Source organism: Streptomyces laurentii, assembly GCF_040635425.1.
GTDB classification, from domain to species: domain Bacteria; phylum Actinomycetota; class Actinomycetes; order Streptomycetales; family Streptomycetaceae; genus Streptomyces; species Streptomyces laurentii.
The window spans coordinates 34,161-51,578 of sequence record NZ_JBEYHT010000044.1 but is presented as its reverse complement, the minus strand read 5'-3'; the positions used below and the strand labels follow the sequence as shown (position 1 = coordinate 51,578).

The 17,418-nt window shown below is 72.2% G+C and carries 11 protein-coding genes; 8 read left to right on the top strand and 3 right to left on the bottom strand.

All coding sequences use genetic code 11. The features are described from left to right. Positions 1-30: 30 nt before the first annotated feature. The 5 genes from ABZ693_RS24720 (at position 31) to ABZ693_RS24700 (ending at position 6,848) form a co-directional block, all read left to right on the top strand. Positions 31-2,937, top strand: a complete 2,907-nt coding sequence (locus ABZ693_RS24720; RefSeq protein ID WP_435842523.1) for a SpoIIE family protein phosphatase — start codon at positions 31-33, stop codon at positions 2,935-2,937. A gap of 108 nt (positions 2,938-3,045) precedes the next feature. Beyond that, positions 3,046-3,333 (top strand): metal-sensitive transcriptional regulator, encoded by a 288-nt coding sequence (locus tag ABZ693_RS24715; RefSeq protein WP_359881121.1) that lies wholly within the window; start codon positions 3,046-3,048, stop codon positions 3,331-3,333. A 137-nt stretch (positions 3,334-3,470) separates the two neighbouring features. After that, positions 3,471-4,829: a rhodanese-like domain-containing protein gene (locus ABZ693_RS24710; RefSeq protein WP_359881119.1), complete on the top strand. Its 1,359-nt coding sequence runs from the start codon at positions 3,471-3,473 to the stop codon at positions 4,827-4,829. A gap of 143 nt (positions 4,830-4,972) precedes the next feature. Next, positions 4,973-5,335 carry a hypothetical protein gene (locus tag ABZ693_RS24705; protein WP_359881117.1) on the top strand — a complete coding sequence of 121 codons (363 nt, stop codon included), beginning with the start codon at positions 4,973-4,975 and terminating at the stop codon, positions 5,333-5,335. Between the two features lie 1,102 nt (positions 5,336-6,437). Beyond that, positions 6,438-6,848 (top strand): VOC family protein, encoded by a 411-nt coding sequence (locus ABZ693_RS24700; RefSeq protein WP_359881114.1) that lies wholly within the window; start codon positions 6,438-6,440, stop codon positions 6,846-6,848. A 24-nt stretch (positions 6,849-6,872) separates the two neighbouring features. Here ABZ693_RS24700 and ABZ693_RS24695 read toward each other — a convergent pair whose 3' ends face one another. Beyond that, positions 6,873-9,290 (bottom strand): glycosyl hydrolase family 18 protein, encoded by a 2,418-nt coding sequence (locus tag ABZ693_RS24695; protein ID WP_359881111.1) that lies wholly within the window; start codon positions 9,288-9,290, stop codon positions 6,873-6,875. Positions 9,291-9,712: 422 nt separating this feature from the next. Between ABZ693_RS24695 and ABZ693_RS24690 the strand changes: the two genes are divergently transcribed. Continuing rightward, positions 9,713-10,315 (top strand): TetR/AcrR family transcriptional regulator, encoded by a 603-nt coding sequence (locus ABZ693_RS24690; RefSeq protein ID WP_359881109.1) that lies wholly within the window; start codon positions 9,713-9,715, stop codon positions 10,313-10,315. A 91-nt stretch (positions 10,316-10,406) separates the two neighbouring features. Here the strand turns inward: ABZ693_RS24690 and ABZ693_RS24685 are convergent, their stop codons facing one another. Both ABZ693_RS24685 and ABZ693_RS24680 read right to left on the bottom strand, forming a co-directional pair. Beyond that, a complete protein-coding gene (locus ABZ693_RS24685) occupies positions 10,407-11,690 on the bottom strand; it encodes a phosphoribosyltransferase family protein (protein ID WP_359881107.1) in 1,284 nt (427 codons plus the stop codon). A 136-nt stretch (positions 11,691-11,826) separates the two neighbouring features. After that, positions 11,827-12,960 carry a CapA family protein gene (locus tag ABZ693_RS24680; RefSeq protein WP_359881104.1) on the bottom strand — a complete coding sequence of 378 codons (1,134 nt, stop codon included), beginning with the start codon at positions 12,958-12,960 and terminating at the stop codon, positions 11,827-11,829. 568 nt (positions 12,961-13,528) lie between these two features. Between ABZ693_RS24680 and ABZ693_RS24675 the strand changes: the two genes are divergently transcribed. Next, positions 13,529-15,175, top strand: a complete 1,647-nt coding sequence (locus ABZ693_RS24675) for a carbohydrate binding domain-containing protein (RefSeq protein ID WP_359881101.1) — start codon at positions 13,529-13,531, stop codon at positions 15,173-15,175. 621 nt (positions 15,176-15,796) lie between these two features. Next, entirely contained in the window at positions 15,797-17,038 is a 1,242-nt protein-coding gene (locus ABZ693_RS24670; RefSeq protein WP_359881099.1) for an IS110 family RNA-guided transposase, read from the top strand. Positions 17,039-17,418 lie beyond the last annotated feature (380 nt).

Here is a 17,418-nt window from a genome sequence, read left to right as displayed (position 1 = left end):
CGTTTCCCGTGCGTGCGGCGACGGGGCAGCATGGAAGGAGCCCCGGCGGGACCCGGTACGGGTCGGCAGGGCGGGAAGGAGCGCACCGTGACGCGACGCGTGGACCGGTCCGCCGGCGGAACGCGGCGGCCCACCGGGCTGCGGAGCGTGGCGGGCCAGGTCTTCCTGTTCCAGGTGCTCATCGCCCTGCTGATCGTCGTTGCGGCCGCGCTGGCGCTGGTGATCCAGGGCCAGCGCGACGCCGAGCGCGACGCCCGCAACCGCACCCTCGCCGTCGCCACGTCCCTCGCGCACGCGCCCGGGATGGCCGCCGCCCTGCGCTCGCCCGATCCGACGACGGCGCTCCAGCCGCTCGCCAAGGGGGCCCGGCACGGCTCCGGCGTCGACTTCATCGCCATTCTCGCCCCGGACGGCGTCCGCGTCGCGGACACCGATCCGACCCTGATCGGCCTGCGCGCCCCTGGCGACATCACGCGGGCCCGGGCCGGCGAGTCGTTCACCGAGAACTTCCACGGCGCGCCGCGTGACTCCGTGCGCGCGCTGGCCCCGGTGCGGGACGCGCACGGAGCGGTCATCGGGGTGGTGACCAGCGGCATCGAGGTCCAGACGGTCGGGAAGTCGGTCGAGGGCCGGATGCCGCTGCTGCTGACGGCGGCGGCGGGCGGCGTGGTCCTGGCGGTGGGCGGCGCCGGTCTGGTGAGCACCCGGCTGCGACGGCAGACCCACGGCCTCGGCCCGGCGGAGATGACCCGGCTCAAGGAGCACCACGAGGCGGTGCTGCACGCCGTGAAGGAGGGGGTGCTCATCGTCGCGGCCGACGGGCGGCTGCTGCTCGCCAACGACGAGGCGCGCCGGCTGCTGAAGCTGCCGGCGGACGCGGAGCGGCGGCACGTCCGCGAGCTGGGCCTGGAGCCCCGTACGGCCGCGCTGCTGCTGTCCGGGCGGACGGCGACGGACGAGGTGCATCCGGCCGGCGACCGGCTGATCGCCGTGAACGTCCGGCCGACCGGGGACGACGCGCCCGACGGCGGCTGTGTGATGACGATGCGCGACACCACCGAGCTGACGGCGCTGACCGGGCGGGCCGAGGTGGCGCGGGGCCGGCTGCGGCTGCTGTACGAGGCGGGCACCCGGATCGGGACCACGCTGGACGTCGTACGGACGGCGGAGGAGCTGGCGGACGTGGTGGTGCCGCGGTTCAGCGACCATGTGACGGTCGAGCTGCTGGATCCCGTGGTGCGGGGCGAGGAGCCGTCGGGCGCGTACACGCGGATGCGGCGGGTGGCGGTGAGCGGGCGGGGGCAGGGGTCGCCGTTCCAGCCGGTGGGCGACGTCATCCGGTTCGTCGTGCCCGGTACGCCGATGGCGGCGGCGCTCGACGCGGGCCGTGCGGTGCTTCGCGCGGACCTCTCCGAGACGCGCGACTGGCGGGCCCAGGACCCGGACGGCGGGGAGCTGGTGCTCTCGCAGGGCATGCACTCGCTGCTCACGGCGCCGCTGCTGGCCCGCGGGGTGGTGCTGGGGCTGGTGAACTTCTGGCGCGGGCCGGATTCCCCGGAGCCGTTCGGGGAGGAGGACCTGTCGTTCGCGGAGGAGCTGGCGGCCCGGGCGGCGCTGGCGATCGACAACGCGCGGCGGTTCACCCGGGAACACTCGATGGCGGTGTCGCTCCAGCGCAGTCTGCTGCCGCAGGTGCTGCCGGAGCAGAACGCGGTGAGCGTCTCGTACCGCTATCTGCCGGCGCAGGCGGGGGTCGGCGGCGACTGGTTCGACGTGATCCCGCTGCCCGGCGCGCGGGTGGCGCTGGTGGTCGGGGACGTGGTGGGGCACGGCGTGCACGCGGCGGCGACGATGGGGCGGCTGCGGACAGCGGTCGGGAACTTCTCCGCGCTCGATCTGCCGCCGGACGAGCTGCTGGGACATCTGGACGAGTTGCTCGACCGGCTCGGCGAGGAGAACGAGCCGGCGCCGGCCGCGCCGGAGGGCGGACCGGCGGCCGGGGGTACGGGTGAGGGGGGCGCGGGTGACGGGGGCTCGGCCGGGGCGGGGGCCGGGGGCACGCAGCGGGTGACCGGCGCGACCTGCCTCTACGTGATCTACGACCCGGCCTCCGGTGTCTGCACGATGTCGAGCGCCGGCCATCCGGGGCCCGCGCTGGTGCGGCCCGACGGGAGCGTGGAGTTCCCGTCCGTGCCGCCGGGGCTGCCCCTCGGGTACGGGCTGGGCACCCGGCCGTTCGCCTCGGTGCGGATGAAGCTGGAGCCGGGCAGCAAGCTGGTGCTGTTCACGGACGGGCTGGTGGAGGACCGGACGCGGGACTTCGACACCGGCCTCGCGCTGCTGCGCACGGCGCTGGCCCGGCCGGACCGCACGCCGGAGCAGACCTGCACGGACGTGCTGGCCGAGCTGCTGTTCCCGGTGCCGTCCGACGACATCGCGCTGCTGGTGGCCCGTACCCGCCGGATCGATCCGGAGCGGATCGCGGAGTGGGAGGTGCCCGACGATCCCGCCGAGGTGTCCCGGGTCCGCAACGCGGCAGCGGAGCGGCTGGCGGACTGGGGCTTGGAGGAGATCGGGTTCACGGCGGAACTGGTCCTCAGCGAGCTGATCACGAACGCGATCCGGTACGGGCGGCCGCCGGTGCGGGTCCGGCTGATCCACGACCGCGTGCTGATCTGCGAGGTGTCCGACGGCAGCAGCACCTCCCCGCACCTGCGGCACGCGGCGGACACCGACGAGGGTGGCCGCGGCCTGTTCCTGGTGGCCCAGTTCGCCGAGCGCTGGGGCACCCGCTACGCGCGCCGCGGGAAGACCATCTGGGCCGAGCTTCCCGTCTCCCCGGGCGGGCCCGGCGGGCCTGGGGAGACCGGCGGGATCGAGGCCTCGGGCGTCACCCCCGGCCTCGATCCCGACACCCTGGACGACCTCGCGGGGTGACTCCGTGTGACTCCCCGGAGGGCGCCACGCCGCCACTCGGTCGAATCGGGACGTACTCTAGTACCCCAGGGGGTATTTTCGAGAGACTCAGAGACTCAAGGAGTGATCGTGGAACTGGAGCTCGAGGGCACGGACCTGAAGGCCGTGCTGAACCGTCTGCGCCGGGCGCAGGGCCAGATCTCCGGCGTGATCAAGATGATCGAGGAGGGCCGCGACTGCGAGGACGTGGTCACCCAGCTGTCCGCCGCGTCGCGCGCCCTGGACCGGGCCGGCTTCGCCATCATCGCCACCGGACTGCAGCAGTGCGTGACCGACCTCGACGGCGCCCGGGCGAACGGCGAGACCGGCGAGCAGATGCGCACCCGCCTGGAACGGCTCTTCCTGTCGCTGGCCTGAGTACACGGGCACGACGCGGAAGCGACGCGAGAACGGCGCGAGAACGGCGTCGCAGGCGGGACAGGAATACCCCGGGGGGTATTAAAGTTGACCGGGGTACACACACCCGGGGGCAGCTTGCGAAAGGGAACATCACCGTGTTCTTCATCGACACCATCGAGCTCCAGGGCCTCGGCAACCGTCACTACCTGGCCGGCGGCCGGAACACGGCCGTGGCCGTCGACCCGCCGCGCGACGTGGACCAGGTCCTGGCGGCGGCCGCCCGGCGGGGCGTGCGGATCACGCATGTCGTGGAGACACACGTCCACAACGACTACATCACCGGCGGTCTGGAGCTGGCCCGGCTGACGGGCGCCGCCTACCTGGTGCCGGCCAGCGCGCACGTGTCGTTCACGCGGGTCCCGGTGGCCGACGGCGACACGGTCACCGTCGACGACGGACTGACGCTGCGGGCGGTCGCCACCCCCGGGCACACCCCGCACCACACCGCGTACGTGCTCCAGGAGAACGACGTCCCGGTGGCCGCCTTCACCGGCGGATCGCTGCTGATCGGCACGGTGGGCCGCCCCGACCTGGTGGAACCGCGGCTGACCGAGCGGCTCGCCCGCGCCCAGCACGCCTCCGCGCACCGGCTGGCGGCGGAGCTGCCCGACGAGACCTCCGTCCTGCCCACCCACGGCTTCGGCAGCTTCTGCTCCTCCGCGCAGGCCGAGGGCGACGCCACCACCATCGGCCGGGAGAAGACCGTCAACGTGGCACTGACGACGGACGTCGACTCCTTCGTGGCCGACCTGCTGGCCGGGCTCGACGACATCCCCGCCTACTACGCGCACATGGGACCGGCCAACGCGGGCGGCCCCGCCCCGGTGGACCTGACGCCCCCGGCCGTCGCCGACTCCGCCGCGATCGCCGCGCGGCTCGCGGCCGGCGAGTGGGTGGTGGACCTGCGCAACCGGGTCGCGTTCGCCGAGGGCCACGTCGCCGGCACGTTCAACTTCGAGGTGGACGGCCAGCTCGCCACGTACCTCGCCTGGATGATCCCGTGGGGCAAGCCGGTGACGCTGCTCGCCGAATCCCCCGAACAGCTGGCCGCCGCCCAGCGCGAACTGGTCCGGGTCGGCATCGACCGGCCGGCGGCCGCCGCGACCGGCACCCCCCGCGCGTGGGCGGCGGACGGCGGCGCCCTCGCCTCCTTCCCCCGGTCCACGTTCGAAGGCCTGGCCGAGAACGGTACGGACGGGGTCGTCGTGCTCGACGTGCGCCGCGCTTCCGAGCGCGCCGCCGGGTACATCGACGGCTCCGCGCACATTCCGATCCACGAGCTGCACAAGCGGATCGGCGAGGTCCCGGCGGGCCGGGTCTGGGTGCACTGCGGCGGCGGGATGCGGGCCGGCATCGGCGCGTCGCTGCTGGACGCGGCGGGCCGGGACGTGGTGGCCGTGGACGACGGCTTCGACTCCGCCGTCGCCGCCGGCCTGCCCGTCGTCACCGCCTGAGTCGGGGAGCGCTCGGGGGCGCTCAGGAGGCGCTCCCGTCGCCGGGCGGTGGCGCCTTCTCGCCATCCCGTATCGGCCGCACCGCACCGGCCGCCACACTCGTGTCCCGGGCAGAGACGCCCGTCACCAGGACAGGAGTGCGCATGAACAGGCTCAAGAAGGCGGCGATTCTGACCTCCACCGTCACGGCTCTGGCCCTCCCGCTGGGCCTGGCGTCCGCGACGGCGGCCCCCGCGACGGTCCGCGCCTGCGAACAGAACTGGGACCTGTCCGGCAGCGAGGGCTACGCCAACGGCTGCTACGAGAACGGTCTCACCAAGGTCAGCGGTACGGTCCACGACACCAAGGCCGACGGCCGCTGCCCCTTCGTCCGCGCCCACTTCACCAACGGCGGTGTCGGCGACAGCAACTGGGCCACCGGCAAGGGCACCAAGGCCAACGTCAGCATCGTCGCCCCCTCCGGGTCCTCCGTGAAGTCCTTGTCCTGGGAGTACATCAGCTGCTGACCGGACCTCGGCCCGCCGCCGCGGGCCTTGCAGGTCCCCGCACGAAGTCACAGAGGGTGACGACACTCCCCTTCCGAGGCAACCGTCATGCCAGGAAGGCGGATCACGACCGTCACAGCCAGGCCGAGCCGTCATAGTAGGCCCGCAAGGAGCTGCAGTTGAAGTCCGCACCGTCTGCGCCGTCGCGCAGACAAACCTTGATCGTGTAGTACCCCTCCAAGGGCTGGGGCAGGATACTGCTGGTGCTGTCTTCAGAGCCACCGACACAGGTGTCGGTCCCGTTTGCGGCGTGTCGCGTCACGCTCCAGGAAGTTCCGTCTTTGGACAAGCGGCCGACGGTGCGGTACCCGTCCGCCGTCCCCCTGTCACATATCTTGAACCAGTAGTCCCCACCGGTCAGAGACGCGTTTGCGGTGCCATACCCGTCTTTCGCCGACGGAACCGTGGAGACGGTCCGGCTCGCGTACGCACTCGCCGGGCCCGCGGCGAGGAGAGTCAGGGCCACTCCGGTTGCCGCAGCACCAGCAGAGACGGCCACACGTGAAGCGCGCATGATCACTCCTGGCTGATGAGGGAAATGGGCACAAAGAGCGTGGCCGATCGATACACGCCGAGGAAGGCGAGTTTCGGTCTCCATTCTGTCGGCCCTCGGCACTGAAGGCGGGGGTGTCGGGCGCCGCGGGGGCTACGTGAAGACGGTGGCCGCGGCCTCGTAGTCGTCGGCCTGGTTCGGGGTGAGGTAGTGGCTGACGCGGACGAGGACAGTACCGCTGACGTAGTCGTACTCGGCGAGCATCGGCATGCTCTTCGTGACGTTCTTGAGGTTGTGGCGACGACGGCACTATTGCACCGCCAGGTCACGGGTGGTGCGGTGATCGGCATATCCGACGGCGGGCCGTTCTTCGCGGCGGAGGGCACCTCCGGCTCCTTCACCCTCACCCCCGTCAGCCCGGCGGCGGACCACATCCGCGGCCGGCGCGGGAGCCCTCTCCGTCCGCGATCCCACTCGGCGGGGTCCGAAAGTGAAGGGCCAGGCCGGGAGGGCGGGAGAGCACGGTTAGTCTCAGGGCCGAATCGTCCCGAGCCCGTCCCGAGGAGAAGTGTGACCAACCCCGCCGGTACCGGTGTCCTGCACCATGTGGAGATCTGGGTGCCCGACATCGGGCGCGCCGCCGCGTCGTTCGGGCCGCTGCTCGACGCGCTCGGCTACACGCCGTTCCAGCGCTGGGACCAGGGGCGCAGCTGGCGGCTCGGGGCCACGTATCTGGTGTTCGAGGAGTCGCCGGCGCTCAGCACGGACAGCCATGACCGGCTGCGGCCGGGGCTCAATCATCTGGCGTTCCATGTGGCGACGCGGGCGGAGTTCGACCGGCTGGTCGAGGAAGCCGTACGGATCGGGTGGCGGCTGCTGTTCCCCGACCGGCATCCGCACGCCGGCGGGGAACAGAGCTGTGCCGCCTATCTGGAGGACGCCGACGGGTTCGAGGTCGAGCTCGTCGTGTCCGGGGAGTGAGCCGGGCCGGTCGACCGGGAACGGTCAGCCGAGGCCGGTGCGCAGGGCGTTCATCAGGGTGCCGCCGGCGGTGTCGCCTGACATCTCCCAGATGAAGACGCCGAGCAGGCCCTTGGATTTCAGGTAGTCGGTCTTGCGGCCGATGGACCAGGCGTCGTCGAAGCTCCACCACTGGCCGCCCGGTCCGGTGTAGCCGTAGGTGGCGCCGGACTGTTCGTCGTGGTGGACGGTGAGACCCGGCACCGAGGCGAGCAGGTTGGAGTAGCCGCGTACGCCCGCCTCCTCGGCGAACTGGCCGGGCGCGGCGCCGGTCGCGCTCTGCCATTCGCCGGCCGCGCCGCCGTCGGTGACGCCCTGCCAGCCCCGTCCGTAGAACGGGATGCCGATGGTGATCTTGCGCGGGCTGACCCCGGCGTCCAGGTACGGCTTGACGGCGTCGTCGACGCTGAAGTGGAAGTTGTACGGGTCCTGGGCGTCGGTGGTGAGGTTGGCCTGGTGCCCGGTGCGGTTGGGCTCCCAGGAGTTGTCACTGCCCGCGCCGTGGAAGTCGTAGCCCTGGACCATGGCGTAGTCGAGGTCGGCGCGGACGGTGCCGAGGTCCCAGCCCTGCCCGATCTTGACCGGGTCGGCGGGGGTGAAGGCGGTCAGCAGCCGGTGCTCGCCGCCGAGTTCGTCGAGCTGCTTGCGGAACTCGGCGACCAGGGCGGCGTTGTTCGCCTTGTCCTGGGCGCTGTAGTGGTTGCCGGGGTGGCCGTCGGGCGAGCCGGGCCATTCCCAGTCGAGGTCGATGCCGTCGAAGATGCCGGCGGCGACGCCCTCGCCGCCCGCGCCGTTGTAGACGGGCAGGTTGCCCTTGATCCACAGGTCGACGCAGGAGCGGACGAGCCTCTGCCGGGACGCCGGGGTGGCGGCGGCGTCGGAGAAGTACTTGGAGTAGGTCCAGCCGCCGAGGGAGACGACGACCTTCAGCTTGGGGTACTTGGCCTTGAGCTTCTTCAGCTGGTTGAGGTTGCCGCGCAGCTTGCCCCAGCCGTCGTCGGCGACCCCGTCGACGGACTGGGCGGCGCTGAACGGGCGGGCGTAGTCGGCGTCGGCGTCGCCCGCGCCGGTGCCCTGGTCGGGATCCTGCGGGTCGGTGCCGACGCCCTTGGTGACCCCGCTGAGGCAGGTGAGGTTGACCGGGTCGATGTTCTCGAAGGCGTAGTTGACGACATCGAGGGAGGCGGCGGCGCCGGAGGTGTCGAGGTTCTTGACGAAGTACTGGCGGCCGTAGATGCCCCACTGGGCGAAGTAGCCGACCTTCAGATGGCGTCCCTGGGCCAGGTCGGCGGTGGTGACGGTGAGCGCGTTCGAGGGCGGCGAGGCGTTGTCGGCGGCGTCGCGGGCACGCACGGTGAAGGTGTAGGGGTTGGCCGGGCCGAGGCCGCTGACGGTGACGCTCGTGGTGTCGCCCGGCACGGTGCGGGTCAGCGCGCCGGCCTTGTAGACGTCGTAGGCGACCACGCCCTTGTCGTCGGTGGCGGCGTTCCAGGCCAGGCTCACGCTGGAGGAGGTGACGCCGGTGGAGCGCAGATTCCCGGGCGCGGTGGGCGGGTTGGGGTCGCTGGCCGGGTCGACCGTGGTGACGGTGACGGGCGGGCTCTCGGGTCCGGTGTTGCCGCGGGTGTCCTTGGCGCGGACGGTGAAGGTGTACGCGGTGGCCGGGGCGAGTCCGGTGACGGTGCCCGAGGTCGAGGACGCGGTGCCGACGACGGCGCCCCGGGAGAGGATCTCGTACCCGGTCACGGGGTGGTCGCCGGCCGTGGCGGGCGTCCAGTCGAGAGTGGCGGTGCGCACGGTGACGGCGGTGGCGCGCGGGGTGCCGGGCGCGGTGGGCGGGACGTCGGGGCTGCCGTCGCACTTGCCGCCCTCGATGGTGCAGCCGGTGGGAGCGCCGACCGGGCCGGTGGCGAGGAACCAGTAACTGTACGGATCGGTGGAGCCGCCGGCCGCGACGGTGCCGTTGTAGTGGGCGTTGCGGACGGTGACGTGCCGGCCGGTGACGGTGGCGTCGCCGTTGTAGTGGGAGGTGACGCTGACGCCGGCGGGCAGGTCGAACTCCAGGGTCCAGCCGTTCAGCGCGGTGGCGGTGCCGTTGCGGACCACGAGGACGCCGCGCCACCAGCTGCCGTTGTCCTCGGCGTGGAACTCCGCGGTGAGTACGCCGGCGGCGCGGGCGGGGGCGGCGGCCGGGCCGGTGAGCGCGGCGAGCGGAAGGAGCAGGGCGGCGAGCAGGACGAGCAGGGCCCTGCCGCCGGGGTGCCGTCGGGGGCGGGATCCGGGGCGTGCGCGGAACCGGCTTCCGGAGAGCGGAGTTCCGGAGAGCGAGGTTCTGAGTAACGGGGATCTGTGGAGCAGGGGTCTGCGGAACGGGGATCTGCGGACGGTTCTGCCGGTGTCCATGGGGCTCCCTGGGACGCGTGTGAGGGGTACTGGACGCGTCGCGGGACCGTGTGGGGGCGGCCCGGGTCCGGAACCGCGGCTGTGGGACCGCCGAACGAGGGCCATCCGCAAGGTAGTTGGTCCAGACCTTTCCGTCAACGCCGTGCACGGCGCTTGACGCTTCCGAGTGGTCTACTCCACCGTGAGGGACGGGTCCGGACGGGGCCGGTGTGGGCCGGTACCGCGTCGGACTGAACCACCGTTCATGCAGGACCGTGTGTGCACGCCCGGCCGCCCCGTTCACCGGGGCGGCCGGTTCCGGCGCGCCCCCTTCGTCCCCCGTAATCGCCCCTCTCGCACCCCTCTCGCCCCGATCGTCCACTCCGCCCGTAGTACTCTGGGCGGGACAACGCCCGCACGTCCGGCCGACGGGAGCGATGACGATGGCGCGCAGGAATCCGGAGCGCCGGGCGGCGCTCGTCGACGCGGCGATCGAGGTGCTCGCCCGGGAGGGCGCGCGCGGCCTCACCTTCCGCGCCGTGGACACCGAGGCGGCCGTACCGCCCGGAACCGCCTCGAACTACTTCGCCAACCGCGACGACCTGCTCACCCAGGCGGGCGGGCGCGTCTACGAACGGCTGCAGCCGGACGAGGAGACCATCGCGCGGCAGCGGGCGGCGACCCCGGACCGGGAGACGTACACGGAGCTGATGCGCGAACTCGTCGACCGGGTCAGCGCTTTCCGTACCGGCTATCTGGCCCTGCTCGAACTGCGCCTGGAGGCCACCCGGCGCCCCGCGCTGCGCGCGGTCCTGACCGAGCGGGTCCGCGCGGACGTCGACGCCAACGTCGCGTACCACGAGGGCTCCGGGCTGCCCGGCGACGCGACCGCCGTCAAACTGCTGATCCTCGCCTTCAACTGGCTGATCGTCGAGCAGCTCACGCTGCCGGAGGTCTTCACGGAGGAGGAGCGGGACGCCCTGATCGCGGCGGCGGTGGACCGGATCGTCGGCGGCAGCCCCGTGCCCGATCCCGACCCGGCCTGACCCCGGCCCGCGCCCGCGCCCGCGCCCGGATGAGGGTTCGCCGGCTCCCGGCCGGGACGGTCACTTCCGGGCTGGTTCACAGCCGGGCTGTTCACAACCGGGCCGCGAACCAGTCGGCCGCCAGCTCGCCCACCCTCTCCAGGGTGCCGGGCTCCTCGAAGAGGTGTCCGGCGCCCGGCACGGTGACCAGCCGGTGCTCGCAGCGCAGCATCGCCTCGGCCCGCCGGTTGAGGTCGAGGACCTGCGGGTCGGCGCCGCCGACGATGAGCAGGGTCGGGGCGGCGACCTCGGGCAGCCGCTCCCCGGCGAGGTCGGGCCGGCCGCCCCGGGAGACCACCGCGGCCACCCGGTCCCCGGACTCGGCGGCCGCCCACAGCGCGGCGGCGGCGCCCGTACTGGCCCCGAAGTAGCCGGTGTTCAGCCCGTCGGTGCCGGGCCGGCCGGCGAGCCAGTCGGTCGCCCGGCGCAACCGCAGGGCGAGCAGCGGGGTGTCGAAGACGTTGTTCCGGTCGGCGGCCTCGTCCTCGGTCAGCAGGTCGAACAGGAGCGTGCCGAGTCCGGCCCGGTTGAGGGTGGCGGCGACGGCCCGGTTGCGCGGGCTGTGCCGGCTGCTGCCGCTGCCGTGCGCGAACAGGACGACGCCGGTGGCCCCGGCGGGCACGGTGAGGTGCCCGCCGACCTCGGGTTCGCCGGCGCCGCCGGCGCCGAGCGGGATCCGTACCTCGGTGTCCGTGTCCGGGACCCCGCGGCGCGGCCGCAACGCCGCGACGACCTCCTCGTCCGTGGTCTGCCCGAAGTCGCGGTAGAACTGGCCGATGGCGTAGAAGAGTTCCGGTTCGTGGACGCAGTACGTGTCGTCCGCCACGCCGGAGACCCGGGCGGTCCAGCCGGCCGGCGCGACGGGTACGGCCAGCACGATCCGGTCCGCGCCCCGGGCCCGTACCACCTGGCAGGCGGCGAGCGCGGTCGCGCCGGTGGCGAAGCCGTCGTCGACGACGACCGCGGTACGGCCGGTCAGGTCGGCGGGGGCCTGGTCGCCGCGGTAGCGGCGGGCCCGCTCGGCGAGGACGGTCCGCTCGCGGTCCTCGACGAGGGCGAGGTCGCGTGCGGTGATGCCGGCCTGGGCGATCACCTGGTCGTTGAGGACACGCACTCCGTTCTCGCCGATCGCGCCCATGGCCAGCTCGGGCTGGTAGGGCACACCCAGTTTCCGGACGAGACAGATGTCGAGAGGCGCGCCGAGCGCGTCGGCGACCTCGGCGGCGACGGGCACTCCCCCGCGCGGCAGTCCGAGGACCACCGCGTCCGGGGCCCGGAGGCCGGTGAGCCGTGCGGCGAGCTGCCTGCCGGCGTCGATGCGGTCGGTGAAGTACATGGTCCGCTCGCCTTCCTGTCCGTGGTCGGTGGTCTGTCGTTCGTCCTTCGCCTCCGTGATCTCTCGTCCGTGGCCCGTGGTCCGCGGCCCGCGGCCCGTGGTCCGTGGTCCGCGCGGTCAGCCCGGTTGATGCCGGTCAGCCGGCGGGCCGGGCCGTCAGGGCCGGGGGGCCGCCGTCCTCCGCGGGCGCGGGGGTGATCCGTATCCCGTAGGGGCGGCTGATCCGGCCGAGTGTGTCGTGGAGCCATCGCGTGTCGCGTTCCCCGGCCGGTTCGAGGCGCAGCCGGTGGCTGCGCAGCGGGACGAGCCGTACCTCCGCCAGGGTGCCGTCCTCGTCGTGCACGGTGACGAAGTAGAGGAGCCGCAGGTCGTCACGGTAGCCCTCCTGTCCGGTGATGCCCTCGTAGTCGTTGACGAAGTCGCCGCAGCCGTGCAAGACGAGCCGGCCGCGGTACGTCTCCAGGGGCCGCGGGTGGTGCGAGGAGTGGCCGTGGACGAGGTCGGCGCCGGCGTCGACGAGGGCGTGCCCGAAGGCGACTTCGTCGTGGGCGAGGGCGTACCCCCAGTTGGAGCCCCAGTGGACCGACACGACGACGAGATCGCCGGGGCGGCGGTCGGCCCGCAGCCGGGCCAGGAGCCGGGTCGCGGCGCCACCGTGCGGCCCCGCGCCGTAGTGGACTCCGCCGAGCCGGGCCGTGGCGGCCCAGTCGCGGGGCACTCCGCTGGACGCGAGACCGAGCGCGTGGACGACCAGGCGGCGTCCGCCGGGCAGCGGAACGGTCGCGGGCCGGCGGGCCGCCCCGGCGTCCGCGCCCGCGCCCGCGGTGCGCAGCCCGGCGGCGCCGAGCGCTGCGAGGGTGTCGTCGAGTCCGCGCCGGCCGTAGTCGAGGACGTGGTTGTTGGCGAGGCCGACCACGTCGGGGCGTACGGCGGTCAGCGCGGGCAGGTTGGCCGGATCCATGCGGTAGTGGACGGCCTTGCCGGGGAACGGCACGGCGTGGCGGGTCACCGAGGTCTCCAGGTTGACCACGCGGGCGGCGGGCCGGGCGGCGTCGATCAGGGCCAGGGCATCGCCCCAGGGGTAGCCGGGGGCGACCGGCCGGGGCACGGGGCCGGAGACCGCCTCGGCGAGGGCCACGTAGTCGCGGGCGTCGTGCACGTACCGCTCGGTGAGGACGGGGTCGAGGGGGTGGGGAAGGATCTGGTCGATCCCCCGGCCGAGCATCACGTCTCCGCACAGGAACACCCCGGTCAGACCACCGCTGCCCATACCCTCAGGCTAGTCCGGTGGCCGAAAAGGTTCTCCCCGGAATCCGCCGGACGTCGGCCGCACCCAGGCCGTGGTGATCTCGGCGTCGGGCAGGCCGGTGCGGGGCCGGCGGGGCCACTGGAGGGAATCCGATGGCGGACACGGCGGTGCCGATCACGCGATTCGACAAACCCGCGGGCCGCTTCGAGTCCACTGTCCTCATCGCCACCGTCGGCGAACGGCGGTGACCTGCCGAGACCGCCGTTTCCTCACACCGGGGCCCGCACATGGAGTCATCTCACCTCCCACCCGGACGGCATAACACGCTGCCGGACAGGCCGCGCCCTCACGCTGGGCCGGGCTCGCGTGCATGCGATTCGCCGGTCTGTGCCCGGTCTGTCACGTTCCGACAAGTGGAACACCGGGCAGTCGTTCACCTTTGGTCCAGACCTATTGACCGGTCCGGCCACCCCTTCTACGATCCCGTCGATCGCCGCACTGCATCTCTCCCGTTGCATCCGGGGCCGTGCGTCCACGCCCCCCTCACGCACGCTCACACCCACGGCACGTGGCGAGAATGGAGCACAGCATGTTCCGTCGGAGGATTCGCACTCTGCCCGAGGTGGATGACGGGCATTCGGCCGCCGTCCGGACTCGGCGCGGCTCGACCGTCCTGACCCGTACGCTCGCCGGGGTGAGCGCCGCCGGCGTCATCGGCGCCTGCGTCACCCTGGTCGGTTCCGCCCCGGCCGGCGCCGCCGGCACCAACCTGATAGCCAACTCCGGCTTCGAGAGCGGTCTTTCCGGCTGGTCCTGCGCCAATGACTCCGGCGCGGTCGTCAGCAGCCCGGCACACTCCGGCTCGTCCGCGCTGGAGGCCACACCGTCCGGCCTGGGCAACGCTCAGTGCACCCAGACGGTCAGCGTGCAGCCCAACTCGAAGTACACGCTGAGCGCCTTCGTCCAGGGCAGCTACGTCTACCTCGGCGCCAGCGGTACCGGTGCCACCAGCGAGCCGCAGACCTGGACGCCCGACTCCTCGTCGTACAGCGAGCTCAGCGTCGACTTCACCACCGGTGCGAACACCACATCGGTGACGGTCTACCTGCACGGCTGGTACGGGACGCCCGCGTACTTCGCGGACGACGTGTCGCTCACCGGCCCCGGTGGCACGACGCTCCCGCCGACCACGCCGCCACCCACGACTCCACCGCCCACCACACCCCCGCCGACCACGCCACCGCCCACCACACCTCCGCCCACCGACCCTCCGGGCGACGCCACCTGTGCCACGAAGCCCAAGCCGGCCGGCAAGGTGCTGCAGGGGTACTGGGAGAACTGGGACGGCGCCGCGAACGGCGTCCACCCCGGTATGGGCTGGGTTCCCATCACCGACAGCCGGATCGCCCAGCACGGCTACAACGTCGTCAACGCCGCCTTCCCGGTGATTCTCTCGGACGGAACCGTCCTGTGGGAGAACGGCATGGACGCGGGTGTGAAGGTGTCGACGCCGACGGAGATGTGCGAGGCCAAGGCGAAGGGCGCCACGATCCTGATGTCCATCGGCGGCGCGGCCGCGGGCATCGACCTGTCGTCGAGCAAAGTCGCCGACCGCTTCGTGGAGACGGTCGTCCCGATCCTCAAGAAGTACAACTTCGACGGGATCGACATCGACATCGAGACCGGTCTGTCCGGCAGTGGGAACATCAACACCCTGTCCGCCTCCCAGTCCAACCTGATCCGCATCATCGACGGCGTGCTCGCCAAGATGCCGGCGGGCTTCGGTCTGACGATGGCGCCCGAGACCGCGTACGTCACCGGCGGCAGCGTCACCTACGGGTCCATCTGGGGCTCGTACCTGCCGATCGTGAAGAAGTACGTGGACAACGGCCGGCTGTGGTGGCTCAACATGCAGTACTACAACGGCAGCATGTACGGCTGCTCGGGCGACTCGTACCAGGCCGGCACTGTGGAGGGCTTCGCCGCTCAGACGACCTGCCTCGACAAAGGCCTGACCATCCAGGGCACCACGATCAAGGTGCCGTACGACAAGCAGGTGCCCGGCCTGCCGGCGCAGCCCGGCGCGGGCGGCGGCTACATGGCGCCCAGCCAGGTCGGCCAGGCGTGGAACACGTTCAACGGCTCGCTCAAGGGCCTCATGACGTGGTCCATCAACTGGGACGGCTCGAAGGGCTGGTCCTTCGGCGACAACGTCAAGGCCCTGCAGAACCGTTGATCCCGACGCGTCCGGCCCGCCGGGGCCGGGCGCGTCCACCTGACGCACCCTGTCCGGAGTCGTCCGTCGCCGCGAGGCGGCCGGGCGACTCCGGACGCACGTCCGGGCCACCGCGGTCGCAGCCCTCCCCGTTACCTAATGGGGGATGAAGCCGGTGGACTGCTACCCGTTACCCGGTCCAGGAGACCTCGAAAAAGATCGCGGCCACCGGCTTCACCTCGGTGGCGATCAGCCAGCATCCGGTGAGCCATACACACCCCCGGAGCCCTTGAGCACTCGGTCAAGACTTGGCCCTGGGTGCTGGCCGATTGCCACCGAGGGCCCGCGGTAGTGAGGGCGGCGTCAAGGCCAACCCGCTCTGCTGCGCGCTTCTCTCGGCCGGAACCAATCGGATGATCAGGCCGTTGACGTTCGTGGTCCGAGCCCTCTGCCGGGTGAACCTCTCACTTCGCCGGGACGCCTTCGAGCTCCTGCACAGACCGAGGCCCCTGCGGTCAGCTGGGGTCACGAACGACCAATCGGATGACGGGCCCAGAGCCCTTCCATTGGGGAGTCGCGTGCCTCCGCACTGGCCTTGACCAGCGGATATACACATCGGACAGAAGGACGTGAGAGACACGCATGAAGGCGTTCTGCGGGATCGACTGGGCCAGCGACCACCACGACGTCGCCCTCGTCGACGGCGACGGCAAGCTCCTCGGACGGGCCCGGATCGGCGATGACGCAGCCGGCCTGCAACAGCTGCTCGACCTCCTGGCCGAACACGGCGACAACCCCGGTGATCAGATACCAGTGGCGATCGAGACCTCCCGCGGCCTGCTGGTCGCCTGTCTCAGGTCCACCGGCCGCCCCGTCTACGCCGTCAACCCGATGGCGGCCGCCCGCTATCGCGAGCGCCACACAGTTTCGCGCAAGAAGTCCGACCACCTCGACGCGATGGTGCTGGCAAACATCTTGCGCACTGACGCAGACGCGCACCGCCAGCTCCCGGCCGACAGCGAGCTCGCCCAGGCCGTCGCAGTCCTGGCCCGCGCCCAGCAGGATGCCGTCTGGGACCGCACGCGGGCCGGTAACAAGCTCCGCTCTCACCTGCGTGAGTACTTCCCCGGCTACCTCGCCGCCGTCCAGCCGATCACAGGGGGCCTCAACGTGCCGCTGGCCCGCACTCTGCTGGCCGCTGCACCGACTCCCCGGCAAGCCGCCCGGCTCAGCCGAATCCAGCTGAAGGCGGTACTCAAGCGTGCCGGCCGCCAGCGCGGCATCGAGGCCGAGGTCGAGCGCCTGCACGCCATGCTGCGTGTTCCGCAGATGCGCCAGCTCCCGCTCGTCGAGACCGCGATGGGCCGCCAGGCCCTGGCCCTGCTGGGGAAGTTCGAGGCCGCCTGCGCCGCTGCGGACAGCCTCGCCGAAGCCTCGGTCGAGCTGTTCGAGCAGCACCCGGACGCGGCGGTCATCACCAGCTTCCCGGGCCTCGGCGCGCTCAGCGGAGCCCGGGTCCTGGCCGAGATCGGCGACGAGCGCAGCCGCTTCGCCGATGCCAAGGCGCTCAAGGCCTATGCCGGATCAGCACCCGTCACTCGCGCCTCAGGCAAGAGCCACACGGTGATGGTCCGCCGGGTCAAGAACCAGCGCCTGGCCGCGGTCGGCTACGTCTGGGCCTTCGCCTCCCTCACCGCCTCACCTGGCGCCAGAGCTCACTACGATCGCCGACGCAAGACCGGCGACCGCCACACCTCGGCCCAGCGCAACCTCTACAACCGGCTCCTGGGCTGCCTCCACCACTGCCTCGCCAACGGCACGCCCTACAGCGAGACCACCGCCTTCCCCACGGCACCGAAGCTCGAACTAAGTAGGTGTTTTTGATCCCTGGCGGTAAGGTGCGTGCGCCTGGATGATCTGAGTTGTGGGGGCTGGCGGGACGGCTCGGCGGTACTGCCGGGAGTGCGGTGATCCGCTGCCGCAGACGATGGTGGCGGAGGCGGTGTTCTGCTCGGGTCGGTGCAGGTCACGGCGGTGGCGGAGGCTTCAGCAGACACGGCAGCGGGTGGCTGCGATGCAGCGGGGAGAGCAAGTTGAGTGCCCGGTCTGCGGGCGGTCGTGGACGGTGGGAGTGGAGCGGTCGAAGGCGGCGGTGTACTGCTCGGACCGTTGCCGGGTGCGGGCCTGCCGTCAGCGGCGGGCGTCACGGAACGGCGTTACGGACACGCCGTAGCCGAACGCCTCGCGAACACCTTGAACAACCC

What these genes read in the sequence shown, in the direction of transcription:
- ABZ693_RS24690 (WP_359881109.1), top strand. Translation starts at nt 9,713, where the DNA reads ATGGCGCGCAGGAATCCGGAGCGCCGGGCGGCGCTCGTCGACGCGGCG.
- ABZ693_RS24695 (WP_359881111.1), bottom strand. Translation starts at nt 9,290, where the DNA reads ATGGACACCGGCAGAACCGTCCGCAGATCCCCGTTCCGCAGACCCCTG.
- ABZ693_RS24670 (WP_359881099.1), top strand. Translation starts at nt 15,797, where the DNA reads ATGAAGGCGTTCTGCGGGATCGACTGGGCCAGCGACCACCACGACGTC.
- ABZ693_RS24705 (WP_359881117.1), top strand. Translation starts at nt 4,973, where the DNA reads ATGAACAGGCTCAAGAAGGCGGCGATTCTGACCTCCACCGTCACGGCT.
- ABZ693_RS24685 (WP_359881107.1), bottom strand. Translation starts at nt 11,690, where the DNA reads ATGTACTTCACCGACCGCATCGACGCCGGCAGGCAGCTCGCCGCACGG.
- ABZ693_RS24680 (WP_359881104.1), bottom strand. Translation starts at nt 12,960, where the DNA reads ATGGGCAGCGGTGGTCTGACCGGGGTGTTCCTGTGCGGAGACGTGATG.
- ABZ693_RS24675 (WP_359881101.1), top strand. Translation starts at nt 13,529, where the DNA reads ATGTTCCGTCGGAGGATTCGCACTCTGCCCGAGGTGGATGACGGGCAT.
- ABZ693_RS24720 (WP_435842523.1), top strand. Translation starts at nt 31, where the DNA reads ATGGAAGGAGCCCCGGCGGGACCCGGTACGGGTCGGCAGGGCGGGAAG.